This is a genomic window from Pseudomonas sp. PDM20, assembly GCF_014852575.3.
Classification (GTDB): Bacteria; Pseudomonadota; Gammaproteobacteria; order Pseudomonadales; family Pseudomonadaceae; genus Pseudomonas.
Genome location: NZ_CM181224.1, coordinates 2,818,008 through 2,829,985, shown reverse-complemented (window position 1 = coordinate 2,829,985; position 11,978 = coordinate 2,818,008). Strand labels below are relative to the sequence as shown.

The following is an 11,978-nucleotide window of genomic DNA, read 5'->3' as shown; positions in this document are numbered from 1 at the left end:
CCGCTGGCACCATACCTGCCGGTAACTCTGCGTAGGATGGGTGGAGCGTAGCGATACCCATCGTCAGGGTTGCCCGTCATGCCAGCAGCATGGGTATCGCTGCGCTCCACGCCATCCTACTTGTGCCTTCCTGATGCCTTGCGACGAACGCTGCGCCGCTGCCGGCGCTCCTATTGGCTTGGCCGGGTGCGTGGCGCACAGAGGGACTCGACCATCCGTGCCAGCGTATCGATCACCTCCTCGCGCCCCAGCAGCGGCTGTGCCTCGCTCAGGTAGCGCGCGGTGGTGTACTGCACGGAGTTGATAACCACGAACAGCACGGCCGGCAGGTTGTCGATGCGGTAGTCGTCGAAGTGGCGCATCAGGTATTGCCGGCACACCTCCATCATCTGCTGCTCCAGGGTCTGGAACACCGGCGCGGAATTGAGCCGGTGCCAGTGCCGCAGCAGCTCGCGCTGCGCCGCATCGCCCTCGACCTGCTCGAAGATGCCCTCCAGCACAGCGCGGGTGACGCTGCCGATGTCTGCACCTAATAACGGCGTGACGCGCTCGTGCACCACCTTCATCAAGGTCCCGGCGCGCTGCATCAGCAGGGCCTCGACGATCATCTCCTTGTTGGCGAAGTACTGGTAAAGCGAGCCGACGCTTACCCCGGCGCGACGTGCCACGTGGTTGGTGGTCAGGCCATCGAGGCCGCGCTCGCCGATCTCCAGCGCCGCCACCTCGACCAGCACCGCCACCATCTCGCTGGCGCGCTGCTGCGTGGGTTGCTTCCTCATGCCTGTCTCCTGGTGCGAGCCGGATGCGAGTTGAATGCGAGCAAATACTCGCAATAGCGTAATTCGACGAATCCCCCCGGCCACCCAACCAAGGTATGAATCGATGAGCGCAACCGCCCTGCCCACCCGCCACGGCGCCGACCTGCAGCGCGCCCGCCGCACTGCCGCGCCGGTACGGCGCTTTCTCAAGGGTCCGAGCGAGCCGGACGCCGTGACCTGGCAGGCCATCGGCGAGTCCCTCACGGCGGGCGATGCGCCCATGGATACGCTGGTGGAGTGGATGTTCGACATCGGCCTTGGCAGTGGCATGCAGCTGTACGAGCAGGCGCTGAACCAGGGCATCGCCGCCATCCCCGACGCACCCGAGCCGCTGAAGACCTTCTTCGCCCAGGTCGATGCGCTGCCCGCCTGGGTCGACCTGCAACGCCTCGATGAAGGTGCCCGTGCCTGTGGTCTGTCGGGGCTCACCGGCATGCGCGTACTCCGCGACCTGGGCCTGCTGGCCGGCTACCAGGCCTCCGGCATCAACCGCACCCTCGTGCTCACCGGCGCGCTGGAGAAAGGCCCGCAGCGGCGCATTGCCGAAACCACCAAATGGTGGATCGACTGCACCCGTCCCGGCGGCATGGCGCGGGGCGCAGCGGGCTATCGCAGCACGCTGCACGTACGGCTGGTGCACGCTCTGGTGCGGCGGCGGGTTTCACGGCTGGAAGCCTGGGACTTCGCCCACTACGGCCTGCCGGTCAATCAGGGCGACATGCACGCGACCTACCTGGCCTTCTCGGCGATCTTCCTGATCGGCCAGCGCATGCTGGGGGTGGCCCTGAGCCGGCGCGAGCGCGAAGCGATCATCCACCTCTGGCGCTACATCGCCTGGCTGATGGGCGTCGAGGAGCGCTGGCTGTGCGCCAGCGAGAACGACGCGATCCGCGCGCTCTACCACAACCTGCTGTCCCAGGCGCCGCCAGACGACAGCAGCCGTATTCTCGGCTCGGCGCTGGTGGACGAACCGCTGCAGCGCCATTACGCCAACTTCGCCTGGCTGCGCGGACGGCTGAACCGGGCCATCCACCTGAGCATCGCCGGCACCTTCATCGACGCCCAAGGCCGGCGCGCCCTCGGCCTGCCCGGCGGCAGCCTGCCGTGGTACCCGCTGCTGAGCGCGCCGCCGCGTTTGCTCTTCCACCGCCTGCTGCGCGCCCTGCCCGGCGGCCGCGCCTGGCTGGTACGCCGCGGCCTGCAAAGCCAGGAGGATTATCTGCGCACCCTGTTCGGCGGGGCTGATCCCCGGCTGATCTCGCCCACGCACCTGGCAGTGGAGGACGTCCGCCCCTGAATCTGGCCAAGTGAAAAAAACGGCACTCGAAGCGCCCTTCCGCGATCCATACACGCAAGAGCCTTCGAGGAGCCGCCATGGGTACACCGTCGGAACTGCCTGAGCTACCGCCCGACCTGCACTACGTCGACGACAGCCTGCCGGGCATCAGCCGGCGCCGGCTGCGCGGGCGCTTCGCCTATTTCGACCCGGGTGGCGAACGCATCCGCGTGGAGGCGGAAATCCAGCGCATCGACCAGCTCGCCATTCCGCCGGCATATATCGATGTATGGATCTGCATCGACCCGCTCGGCCACCTGCAGGCCACCGGGCGCGACGTGCGCGGGCGCAAGCAATACCGCTACCACCCGCGATGGACCGAGGTGCGCGACAGCGCCAAGTACGAACGCCTGCTGCGCTTCGGCGAATGCCTGCCAGCCCTGCGCCGGCGCATCGAGCAAGACCTGGCGCAGCCGGGCCTGGGCGCGGAGAAGGTCATGGCGACCGTGGTCGCGCTGCTCGATCGCACACTGATCCGCATCGGCAACCAGCGCTACCGCAAGCAGAACCGCTCCTTCGGCCTCACCACCCTGAACAACCGTCATGTCGAGGTACAGGGCACCCGCATCCACTTCGCCTTTCGCGGCAAGAGCGGCGTCAAGCACAACGTGGACATCGAGCACCCGCGCCTGGCGCGCATCCTCCGGCGCTGCCTGGAGCTGCCCGGCCAGCAACTGTTCCAGTACCTGGACGAAGAGCGGCAGCGGCATATGATCGACTCCCGCGACATCAACTCCTACCTGCGTGAGCACGCTGGCGAAGAATTCACCGCCAAGGACTACCGCACCTGGGCGGGCACTGCCCTGGCCCTGGAGTACTGCCGCAAGACCCGCTGGGAGGACGAGAAAAGCGCCAACCGCCAGCTCAAGGAGATCATCCAGCAGGTCGCCGACGAGTTGGGCAATACGCCGGCGATCTGCCGCAAATGCTACGTGCATCCGCAGGTGGTCGAAGCCTTCCTCGCTGGCGAACTGGCCGGCCTGCGCAAGCAGCGCAAGCGGCAGAACCTGAGCGCCGAAGAGGCTACCCTCCTGGCATTTCTCTCGCGCACGCCGTCCTGAGCGTTCGCCAGAACGAAGCACTCGAGGGCAATGACAGCAAGATTGTTCAAGCCAGCCGGCGCCGATCTCTGCCACGCTGAAAGCACTTACCTGCCTGCAAGAAACGTTCATGTCCCAAGATCAGCTTCCCTCTCGCGCCTTCCTCAGGGGCGCGATCGACATCATGCCGCTGTCGCTCGCGGTCCTGCCCTGGGGTCTGCTCGCCGGCTCCCTGGCCATCGACGCCGGGCTCTCGCCACTGCACGGCCAGGGCCTGTCGGCCATCGTCTTCGCCGGCGCCGCGCAACTGGTGGCCATCGGCATGCTCAAGGGCGGTGCCGGGTTCTTCTCGATCATGATCACCACCCTGCTGCTGACCTCGCAGCATCTGCTCTACGGGATGACCATGCGCCCGGTGATTGCCCCGCTGCCGGGGCGCTGGCGCGCCGGGCTGGGCTTCCTGCTCACCGACGAACTGTTCGCCCTCACCAGCGGCCATGACCGCGAAACCTTCAACCGCTGGTACGCCCTGGGCGTGGGCCTGACGTTCTACATCGCCTGGAACCTCTTCACCCTCGCCGGCGTGCTGGTGGGCACCAGCATTCCCGGCCTCGAGCACCTGGGGCTGGACTTCTCCATTGCCGCCACCTTCGTTGCCCTGATCGTGCCGGTGGTGAAGAACATCCCGACCGTGGTCTGCGTCGCCGTCTCGCTGTTCTGCTCGGTGCTGCTCAGCTACTGGCAGGTCGGTTCGGCGCTGGTGCTTTCCGGCCTGGCGGGGATGTTCGCCGGCTTCCTCTGTCAGAAATTCTCGGGGGTGCGCGCATGATGGCCTGGGCAGTGATCTTCGGCATGGGCCTGATCGTGTTCTTCAACCGCTACGTGTTCCTTGAGCCGCGCCTGCCGATCCGCCTGAGCAGCAACGTGCGGCAGTTCCTCGGCTTCGCCGTGCCGGGGATGCTCACGGCGATCTGCGGACCGATCGTGTTCCTTCCCGAACACCAGTTGAACCTGCGCGTGGACAACCCCTACCTGCTCGGCGCCATCGTCGCCGTGGCCCTGGTGCTGTGGACGCGCAACGTGCTGCTCAGCGTGCTCCTCAGCATGGGGGCGTTCTACCTGCTGCGCTGGTGGCTGTGACGGGCGCCGGGCTTCAGCCCGCCTCGCCCCGCCCGTAGTACGCCAGCACCAGTCGCACCAGCGCTTCCTCGATGCCCTCGCGCCGCCCCGGCGCCAGGGCAGCGGGGTCCTCCAGCAGGGCGCGCAGCACGCCACCGACAGCGTGGGCGAGCACGAACACCTCGGGCTCGTCGAGCTTGCGCAGCTGCTGGTCATGGCCGATCAGGCCATGGGTCACCAGGTGGGTCATGATGCTGCCGCGCAGCGCCGGCAGCGGGCTGCCACCGCCGCGGGTCATCAGGTAGTGCATCAGCGCCTTGTGCGCGCCGGTGCGCCCTCCGTAGGCGCTGACGGCCGCATGGATCACCGCACGGATGCGCTCGCCGGGCGTCTCTGGCGGGCGAGCGGACAGCGCACCCATGATGCCGGTGGCCAGCGCCGCCAGTTCGCGTCGGGCCAGTTCGTCGAGGATGCGTTCCTTGTTGGGGAAATACTGGTAGAGCGAACCGACGCTGACCCCGGCCAGTTCCGCCACGTGGTTGGTGGTGAACCCCTCCAGGCCATGACGTTCCAGGATGCGCCGCGAAGCCTCCAATATGAGCTCGACCTTCTCCAGCGCCCGTGCCTGCCTCGGCAAGCGACGGCTATCTGGCTGATTTTCCGCTGTTTTTCGTATCACCTGGGGCCACCGGGAAAGCGAGTACAGCAAGCGCCGCGTCCTTCCTATCATGGCAGCCACAACGAAGCCGGCAAGGCGAGCGGATGAACCGCAGCGGCCGGCCCGGGAGGTCCCGTCATGAGCCACAAGAGCCACACCGCGCAACTGGACGACGACATCTGCGTGCACATCTTCGCCGCGTCCGGCGCCATGGTCGGCGTGTGCCTGACGGTGGTCGGCATCCTGCGCATCATCGTCGGCCAGCACCGGGTCGACCTGATCGGCCAGGACATGCTCGCGGTGAACACGGTGATCTACCTGGCCACCACCCTCGCTGCCTATTTCGGCCTGCGCACCCGCAAGCTGCAACGCAACCATCGCCTGGAGCGCCTCGCCGACACCCTGTTCCTGGTCGGCTTGAGCATCACTACCCTGACGACCGCCTTCATCGCCTGTGCAATGTCCTGCTGTTGAGCCCGCGATTGAATTTCCCTACCGGTATGTAGAAATATATACGGCGATAAGGTTGTCGCTCAGAGAGAAGAAGAATGAATACCGCCGTGTACGCCAAGGAAGCCGTCGGCGCGAATTACGCGCTGGAATCGATGCAATACGCCCAGGCTCGCACCTGGGAAGCCGTGGACGCCATCGCCGCCGCGATCGTCCCCGGCATGACCGAACTGGAGGCCGTCGCCATCGGCAAGCAGGTGCTCGCCGACCTGGGCATGGAGCGCATCTGGCACCCGCTGCTGATCCGCTTTGGCGCCAATACCCTGAAGACCTTCAAGCAGCGCTCCGAGGGCAACCCGGTGCTGGGTGAGAACGACATCTTCTTCATCGACATGGGCGTGGTCTGGCGCGGCCATGAAGGCGACGCCGGCGCCACCTTCGTCACCGGCGACGATCCGCAGATGACAGCCTGCGCGGCGGCGGCGAAGACGCTGTTCCAGCGCGTCGAGGCGCGCTGGCGCGAGACCGGCTGCAGCGGCGTCGAGCTCTACGACTTCGCCCACCAGCAGGCCGAGGCCATGGGCTGGAAGCTCAACCTGGACATCAAGGGTCACCGCGTCAGCGACTTCCCCCACGCCATCTACCGCGCCGGCGACCTGGGCGACTACGCCGAGCATCCCCACGGCGGCCTGTGGATCCTGGAAATCCAGATCGCCCACCCGAGCAAGGCCTACGGCGCCTTCTACGAAGACCTGCTGGCCTGACCCGGAGCCCCTGCGATGACTGAAAACGTACTGCTGTTCTCCTACGGCACCCTGCAGGACAAGTCCGTGCAACTGGCCAGCTTCGGCCGCGAGCTGCAAGGCCGCGCCGACGCGCTGGTGGCCTTCCGCACCGACTGGGTGGAGATCACCGACCCGGCCGTGCTCGCCACCAGCGGCAAGACCCACCACCCCATCGTCCAGTACAGCGGCGCGGAGGCCGACCGCGTGCCCGGCACCGTCTTCGAGATCACCCCACAGGAGCTGCTGGCAGCGGACGCCTACGAGGTATCCGACTACCAGCGGATCAATGTCCGGCTGTAGTCGGGCCTGCAGGCATGGGTCTATGTAAAGGCCTGACGACAGGCCCGACTCGTTAGACGCCTTGCATGGATTCATTAGCAGGGCTTCAGGGTTGGCTATTTCGCGATCAGCGACAGGTTGATCACTTTTCTCCTCCAAGCCAGCAATTTCGCTGGCTGCGAGCCAGCTCCCAACTCGACGGGGGCTGGCCTGCATCAACTGGCCTGCACGATTCGATCATTCCCAGCAGTTTTCCTCATGGGTTCGTGCGGTGACCGGTCAGTAGACTGTGGCCACTCGCGAGCAACACCTATCTGAAGTCCACTACCCGAGAATTCCTTCATGAAACTGCTCACTGCCAGTGTCCTGTCCCTCGCCGCCCTGCTCGCCAGCCAGGCTTCCATGGCCGAAGAATCCGCCCTGATGACCAACCGCCTGACCGAGTCCAACTACCAGGCCATGCAGGCCACTCGCGCCAAGGCCGATGCCGAGCAGCAGACCGCACAGAACGCCCAGCCCGATGCCGAGAAGAAGGCCGGACAGGACAAGCACTGCTGATACTGCTGTACGCCGGGAGCGCGCTGTCGTTCCCGGTTCCCGCCTTTTCCGCCCGTTACCTGCCCTCCGCCCAGCCTGATCGTTGGCACGCGCTCCTACACGGGCAATCCCCTGCCTGCCCTGGCATCATTCCGGCAACTACCCCACAAACATCAGCCTCAATTGATGTCAGCCCAATCAAATATGAATTTTTCCTGATGCGGCAGCGCCCTACTCTGGCTCTGCGCTGCACTGACAGCGCCAGCTACTCAGCCGTCCTCTAGAGACGCGGGTTCTCGATAACAACTCCAACTGCCCCGAGGATCTCCCATGCGCCTTCGCCCACTCATGCCTGGCCGTGAATCCCCCTTTTCCCTGAACACCGGAGGCCGGCATGTCTGACCTTCGCAGCTCCACCGTCGCCAGTGGCGACGAAAGCCTGCTCGCCAGCCACGGCTACCGCCAGGAGCTGGACCGCGGGCTGAACCTGTGGTCCTCGTTTTCCGTCGGCTTCGCCACCATTTCCCCGGTCGTCGGCATCTACTCGGTGATGTCCCTGGGCGCCATGAGCGTCGGGCCGTCGTGGGTGTGGATCGTGCCGCTGTGCCTGCTGCTGCAACTGAGCGTGGCGCTGGTGTACGCCGAACTGTCCTCGCAGTTCCCCCTGGCCGGCGGCTGCTACCAGTGGGTGCGCCGACTGATCGGCGACCGCGCGGCCTGGTTCACCGGCTTCCTCTACCTGGCCTCTGCCCTCGCCTCGCTGACCACGGTTGCCTACCTGGGCGGCTTCTGGCTCGGTCTGCTGGTGACCGGCGAGCCGCCATCGGCCAACGCCCAGGTACTCTGCGGTGCGGCGCTGCTGGCCCTGGGGCTCGGCGTGAACCTGCTGGGCATCAACCCGCTGAAGTACTTCGTCAACGCCGGCATCTTCGCCGAGGCCATCGCCTCCATCGGCATCGGCGTGCTGTTGCTGCTGTTCTTCCGCAACCACTCCTTCGAGATACTGTTCAGCAGCCTGAATGCCCTGGAAGTCTCCGGCGGCACTTACTGGACGGGCTTCCTCACCGCGCTGGCGGTGGGCGGCTGGGCCTTCCTCGGCTTCGACGCCTGCTCGCAGATTTCCGAGGAAACCACCGACGCCCGCGTCTCCACACCGCGCGCCATCCTGCGTTCGATGCTGGTGGTCGGGCTGACCGTGATGCTGACCGCCTTTGCCGTGACCCTGTCGTACAAGGACCCGGCCGCCGTGGTCAGCGGGCAGATCATCGACCCGGTGACCCCCGCCGTGGTGGACGCCTTCGGCGCCTGGGCCGAGCGGCCGTTCGTGGCCATCGTGCTGGTGGCCTTCGTTGCCTGCGTGGTGTCGGTGCAGACGTACATCGGCCGCGCCATCTTCGGCATGGCCCGCGATGAAATCCTTCCCGGCTCCGCCCTGCTGCGTCGCGTGGACAAGCGCAAGGTGCCGATGGCCGCGATGGTCTGCAGCACCCTGCTGGCCAGCCTGGGCCTGGCGCTGGGGCTGAACGCCACCGCGGTGGGTACGCTGATCGCCTTCGGCAGCGGCGGCTTCTTCTTCGTCTTCCTGATCGTTGCCGCCAGCGCCCTGTATGCCCGCCTGAGCGGTCGCTGGGACCCGGACAAGGGCGCACTGAAGCTGGGCCGCAAAGGCCTGCTGGTCAACGTCATCGCCGTGTTCTGGCTGGTGTTCGAGGCGATCAACGTGGCCTGGCCGCGGGAACTGCTCGCCCCGCCCGGCGCGCCCTGGTTCCAGGTCTGGGCGGTGGTCGTGGTGTTCTCCGTACTCGCCCTGTTCGGTCTGGCCTACCTGTTCATCGCCAAGCCGCACCGCCGCATCGCCACCAGCCTGAGCTTCGCTGGCCGCGCGGTCGGCTGAGCCATCGACTGAATCATCCGCGCCGGCACGCACCGGCGCCTCTCCCTTCCTTCTGCCCTGCCGGACTGCCCTGCGCCCCGGCACGGGCAGGTCATGCCTGCAATCCGGAGCTTCCCATGTCCACCTTGAACTACTGGAACTACCCCACGGAAATCCTCTGCGGCGTCGGCGCCCTCGACCAGTTGGCCAAGCGCTGCCGCCTCGCCGGAATGCGCAAGCCGCTGCTGGTCACCGACCCCGGCATGCTCGAACTGCCGCCGCTGCACGAAGTGCGCCGCCGCCTGGAAGCCGCCGGCATCGATTACGCGCTGTTCCACGGTTTCTCCAGCAACCCCGCGCTGGAGGAAGTCACTGCCGGCGCCCTGGCCCTGGCCGAAGGTGGCCACGACTCGCTGATCGCCCTGGGGGGCGGCAGCGCGCTGGATGCGGCAAAGGGCATCGCCCTGCTCAGCCGTGATGCCGATGGCCTGCGCCATTTCGAATGGTCGCAGCTGATCGCGCAGTACCCGACCCTGGGCGATCATCCGGCCCTCGACCTGCCGCCGCTGATCGCCATTCCGACCACCGCCGGCACCGGTTCCGAACTGGGCCGCGAAGCCGTGCTGACCGACACCTCGCGCGACATCAAGATCGTCGTCGGCCACCGCGAACTGCTGGCCCGCTCGGTGATCCTCGACCCGGCGCTGACCGTCGGCCTGCCGAAGTCGCTCACCGCCGCCACCGGCATGGACGCCCTGACCCATCACCTGGAGTCGCTGTTCTCGCCGCTCTACCACCCCATGTCCGCCGGCGTCGCCATCGAAGGCGTGCGCCTGGTCAAGGAGCACCTGCAGCGCGCCGTCCACAACGGAACCGACCTGGCCGCCCGCGAAGGCATGCTGGTGGCTTCGGCCAGCGCCGCCGTGGCCTTCCAGAAGGGACTGGGCGGCGTGCATGCGCTGGCCCATCCGCTGGGCGCCAGGCACCACAAGCACCACGGCCTGCTCAATGCCGTGCTGTTGCCTTACGTGCTGGTCGCCAACCGCCCGGCCATCGAGGCAGACGCCACGCGCCTGGCGCGTTATCTGGAACTGCCGGAAGCCAGCTTCGACGGCCTGCTCGGCTGGGTACTGGAGCTGCGCTCGTCCGTGGGCATTCCCCATACGCTCAAGGAAGTGGGCCTGGACGGCGAAGACGCGCAATGGGTCGGCGAGCAGGCCGTGGCGGACATCTCCTCCTCCGAGACCAATGCCCTGCCACTGCAAGCCGGGGACTACTCGCGCATCTACCTCAACGCAGTCAACGGCGTACTCGCCTGAGCGTTAACCGCCGAGGCCGTGCACGCTCAGCAGGTCTTCGATGAAGGCGCGGGCGGCCTCGCTGCGGGGGCGCCCGGCATAGGTGATCATGCTGTGCGTCACCTCGTAGCAGAGTTTCTCTGGCAGCAGCGGCTTCATCCGCCCGCGCTCGACCCAGATGTTCGCGTAGTGGGTCGGCAGGTAGCCCAGGTGCGTACCGGCCAGCACCGAATGCGCCACCGCCTCCATGTGATGCGCGGTGGCGCTGCTGCGTTCGGGGCGGAACGGCAGTTCCTGGTCCGCCGGCAGGAAGCCATGGCGCACCCAGTTGTACTCGGCGATCTGCTTCAGCGTCGGCTTGCGCGCGCTGAACAGTGGGTGGCGCTCGCCGCAGAACACGCCGATCTCCTCGGTGTACAGCGGCAGGTAATCCAGCGTCGGCCGGGTGCGGCTGAAGTAGGAAATCGCCAGGTCCAGCTGCCCATCGATTACCGCCAGCTCCAGCTCGGTCGGCGAGTTCACGTAGAGGTTCAACTGCACATCCTGCTCGCGGCCGTGGAAGGCTGCCAGGGTCTCGTCGAAGCGCGCCTGCGGCAGGGTCGTGACGTTGTCCGCCAGCCCCAGGTACAGCTCACCGACCAACTGCCCGGACAGCGCCTGCGCCTGGTCGCGGAACAGCCCGATGGCGTCGAACATCACCTGCGACGCTTCGAGAATCCGCTGCCCCTTCGCCGTCAGGCGGAAGCCGCCCTTGCCGCGCTCGCACAAGCGGTAGCCCAGGCGCTTTTCCAGGCTGCCGATGTGCATGCTGATGTTCGACTGGCTCATGTTCAGCTCGGCCTGCGCCGCGGTGAAGCCGCCGCACTTCACCACGGAGGCGAAGATGCGCAGCAGGCGCAGATCGAGGTCGGTGAAATTCCTGAGCATGGGCAGAGTCCGGCGCCGGGCGGGCGGCTAGTCTACTGCACGGGGCGGAGCCAGTCCCGCTGGTGCGATCCGATGGAATCCCCGGCGCGCCCGCGAGTCCCTGCCCAGGTATCCCTCAAGGCCAAACAGCAAGGAGAGACGCCATGCTGCTCGAAGGTTCCTGCCACTGCGGCGCCGTGCACTTCAGCCTGCACAGCGCCCATCCCTACCCTTACCAGCGCTGCTACTGCTCGATCTGCCGCAAGACCCAGGGCGGCGGTGGCTATGCGATCAACCTCGGCGGCGAGGCTGCCAGCCTCAGGGTGCGCGGGCGCAAGCACATCAGCATCTACCACGCGAAGATCCGCGAGGAGGGCCAGCGCACCCACACCAGCGGCGCCGAGCGGCATTTCTGCAGCCAGTGCGGCAGCGGGTTGTGGCTCTACGATTCACGCTGGCCGGAACTGATCCACCCCTTCGCCTCGGCCATCGACACGCCCTTGCCGGTTCCTCCCGAGCACACCCACCTGCTGTTGCGATCGAAGGCCCGCTGGGTCGAGGTGGAGGCCGGGCCACATGACCTGCAGTTCGACGATTACCCGCAGGAGTCCATCGCCCAGTGGCACCAGCGCCTCGGACTGGAACAGTGACAGTCATGCGCGCCAGAACGGCTTGGCGATCTCCTGTGCCACCCGGCGGCGCGTCAGGCCGATGTCCTCGATCAGGTGCGGATTGGCCCTGGCCATGCAGGCGAGCTGGCGGCGGACCCGCGCACGCGTCTGCCAGAGCGCAAGCAGTTGCAGCAGGGACGACAGGCTGAACGACCGGCGCGAGGCTTCCGGCAGCAGCAGGCGGGGAGTATGGTTCATGGCAACCTCC

15 protein-coding genes are annotated in these 11,978 nt (G+C 66.8%); 11 read left to right on the top strand and 4 right to left on the bottom strand.

The window, feature by feature from the left end; genetic code table 11:
* Window positions 1-170: 170 nt before the first annotated feature.
* A complete protein-coding gene (locus IB261_RS13125) occupies window positions 171-779 on the bottom strand; it encodes a TetR/AcrR family transcriptional regulator (RefSeq protein ID WP_192382887.1) in 609 nt (202 codons plus the stop codon).
* Window positions 780-882: 103 nt separating this feature from the next.
* Here IB261_RS13125 and IB261_RS13120 point away from each other — a divergent pair, with 103 nt between their 5' ends.
* The 4 genes from IB261_RS13120 to IB261_RS13105 all read left to right on the top strand — a co-directional run bounded on the left by IB261_RS13120 (window position 883) and on the right by IB261_RS13105 (window position 4,334).
* A complete protein-coding gene (locus IB261_RS13120; RefSeq protein ID WP_192382888.1) occupies window positions 883-2,115 on the top strand; it encodes an oxygenase MpaB family protein in 1,233 nt (410 codons plus the stop codon).
* Between the two features lie 77 nt (window positions 2,116-2,192).
* Window positions 2,193-3,215, top strand: a complete 1,023-nt coding sequence (locus tag IB261_RS13115) for a DNA topoisomerase IB (protein ID WP_192382889.1) — start codon at window positions 2,193-2,195, stop codon at window positions 3,213-3,215.
* A gap of 109 nt (window positions 3,216-3,324) precedes the next feature.
* Window positions 3,325-4,023 (top strand): AzlC family ABC transporter permease, encoded by a 699-nt coding sequence (locus IB261_RS13110; RefSeq protein WP_192295620.1) that lies wholly within the window; start codon window positions 3,325-3,327, stop codon window positions 4,021-4,023.
* Window positions 4,020-4,334, top strand: coding sequence for an AzlD domain-containing protein (locus IB261_RS13105; protein WP_045214509.1), 315 nt, complete (start codon window positions 4,020-4,022; stop codon window positions 4,332-4,334). Before IB261_RS13110 ends, IB261_RS13105 begins: the two co-directional genes overlap by 4 nt.
* Before the next feature lie 13 nt (window positions 4,335-4,347).
* Here IB261_RS13105 and IB261_RS13100 read toward each other — a convergent pair whose 3' ends face one another.
* On the bottom strand, window positions 4,348-4,950 hold the full coding sequence (locus IB261_RS13100; RefSeq protein ID WP_225595053.1) for a TetR/AcrR family transcriptional regulator: 603 nt from the start codon (window positions 4,948-4,950) through the stop codon (window positions 4,348-4,350).
* 159 nt (window positions 4,951-5,109) lie between these two features.
* On the opposite strand from IB261_RS13100, the gene IB261_RS13095 reads away from it, so the two are divergent.
* From IB261_RS13095 to IB261_RS13070, 6 genes are all read left to right on the top strand, one after another.
* On the top strand, window positions 5,110-5,445 hold the full coding sequence (locus IB261_RS13095) for a hypothetical protein (protein WP_081516947.1): 336 nt from the start codon (window positions 5,110-5,112) through the stop codon (window positions 5,443-5,445).
* A 74-nt stretch (window positions 5,446-5,519) separates the two neighbouring features.
* A complete protein-coding gene (locus IB261_RS13090; RefSeq protein WP_081516946.1) occupies window positions 5,520-6,185 on the top strand; it encodes a M24 family metallopeptidase in 666 nt (221 codons plus the stop codon).
* Between the two features lie 15 nt (window positions 6,186-6,200).
* Window positions 6,201-6,506: a gamma-glutamylcyclotransferase family protein gene (locus IB261_RS13085; protein WP_192382890.1), complete on the top strand. Its 306-nt coding sequence runs from the start codon at window positions 6,201-6,203 to the stop codon at window positions 6,504-6,506.
* Between the two features lie 321 nt (window positions 6,507-6,827).
* Complete coding sequence (locus IB261_RS13080) at window positions 6,828-7,043, top strand: hypothetical protein (protein WP_081516944.1); 216 nt, start codon at window positions 6,828-6,830, stop codon at window positions 7,041-7,043.
* Window positions 7,044-7,416: 373 nt separating this feature from the next.
* Window positions 7,417-8,916: an APC family permease gene (locus tag IB261_RS13075; protein WP_151186836.1), complete on the top strand. Its 1,500-nt coding sequence runs from the start codon at window positions 7,417-7,419 to the stop codon at window positions 8,914-8,916.
* A 116-nt stretch (window positions 8,917-9,032) separates the two neighbouring features.
* Window positions 9,033-10,214 (top strand): iron-containing alcohol dehydrogenase, encoded by a 1,182-nt coding sequence (locus tag IB261_RS13070; RefSeq protein ID WP_192382891.1) that lies wholly within the window; start codon window positions 9,033-9,035, stop codon window positions 10,212-10,214.
* Between the two features lie 3 nt (window positions 10,215-10,217).
* On the opposite strand, the gene IB261_RS13065 is transcribed toward IB261_RS13070, so the two are convergent.
* The gene (locus tag IB261_RS13065) at window positions 10,218-11,120 is read right to left on the bottom strand and encodes a LysR family transcriptional regulator (protein ID WP_192382892.1); all 903 of its coding nucleotides are present in this window, start codon (window positions 11,118-11,120) and stop codon (window positions 10,218-10,220) included.
* Window positions 11,121-11,263: 143 nt separating this feature from the next.
* Here IB261_RS13065 and IB261_RS13060 point away from each other — a divergent pair, with 143 nt between their 5' ends.
* Window positions 11,264-11,749: a GFA family protein gene (locus tag IB261_RS13060; RefSeq protein WP_192382893.1), complete on the top strand. Its 486-nt coding sequence runs from the start codon at window positions 11,264-11,266 to the stop codon at window positions 11,747-11,749.
* 3 nt (window positions 11,750-11,752) lie between these two features.
* Here the strand turns inward: IB261_RS13060 and IB261_RS13055 are convergent, their stop codons facing one another.
* Window positions 11,753-11,968 (bottom strand): DUF1127 domain-containing protein, encoded by a 216-nt coding sequence (locus tag IB261_RS13055; protein WP_081516939.1) that lies wholly within the window; start codon window positions 11,966-11,968, stop codon window positions 11,753-11,755.
* Between the last annotated feature and the right edge of the window lie 10 nt (window positions 11,969-11,978).

Bases quoted from the DNA above. Each gene is read 5' to 3' on its own strand.
- IB261_RS13125 (WP_192382887.1), bottom strand. From the start codon at position 779: ATGAGGAAGCAACCCACGCAGCAGCGCGCCAGCGAGATGGTGGCGGTG.
- IB261_RS13120 (WP_192382888.1), top strand. From the start codon at position 883: ATGAGCGCAACCGCCCTGCCCACCCGCCACGGCGCCGACCTGCAGCGC.
- IB261_RS13115 (WP_192382889.1), top strand. From the start codon at position 2,193: ATGGGTACACCGTCGGAACTGCCTGAGCTACCGCCCGACCTGCACTAC.
- IB261_RS13110 (WP_192295620.1), top strand. From the start codon at position 3,325: ATGTCCCAAGATCAGCTTCCCTCTCGCGCCTTCCTCAGGGGCGCGATC.
- IB261_RS13105 (WP_045214509.1), top strand. From the start codon at position 4,020: ATGATGGCCTGGGCAGTGATCTTCGGCATGGGCCTGATCGTGTTCTTC.
- IB261_RS13095 (WP_081516947.1), top strand. From the start codon at position 5,110: ATGAGCCACAAGAGCCACACCGCGCAACTGGACGACGACATCTGCGTG.
- IB261_RS13090 (WP_081516946.1), top strand. From the start codon at position 5,520: ATGAATACCGCCGTGTACGCCAAGGAAGCCGTCGGCGCGAATTACGCG.
- IB261_RS13085 (WP_192382890.1), top strand. From the start codon at position 6,201: ATGACTGAAAACGTACTGCTGTTCTCCTACGGCACCCTGCAGGACAAG.
- IB261_RS13080 (WP_081516944.1), top strand. From the start codon at position 6,828: ATGAAACTGCTCACTGCCAGTGTCCTGTCCCTCGCCGCCCTGCTCGCC.
- IB261_RS13075 (WP_151186836.1), top strand. From the start codon at position 7,417: ATGTCTGACCTTCGCAGCTCCACCGTCGCCAGTGGCGACGAAAGCCTG.
- IB261_RS13070 (WP_192382891.1), top strand. From the start codon at position 9,033: ATGTCCACCTTGAACTACTGGAACTACCCCACGGAAATCCTCTGCGGC.
- IB261_RS13065 (WP_192382892.1), bottom strand. From the start codon at position 11,120: ATGCTCAGGAATTTCACCGACCTCGATCTGCGCCTGCTGCGCATCTTC.
- IB261_RS13060 (WP_192382893.1), top strand. From the start codon at position 11,264: ATGCTGCTCGAAGGTTCCTGCCACTGCGGCGCCGTGCACTTCAGCCTG.
- IB261_RS13055 (WP_081516939.1), bottom strand. From the start codon at position 11,968: ATGAACCATACTCCCCGCCTGCTGCTGCCGGAAGCCTCGCGCCGGTCG.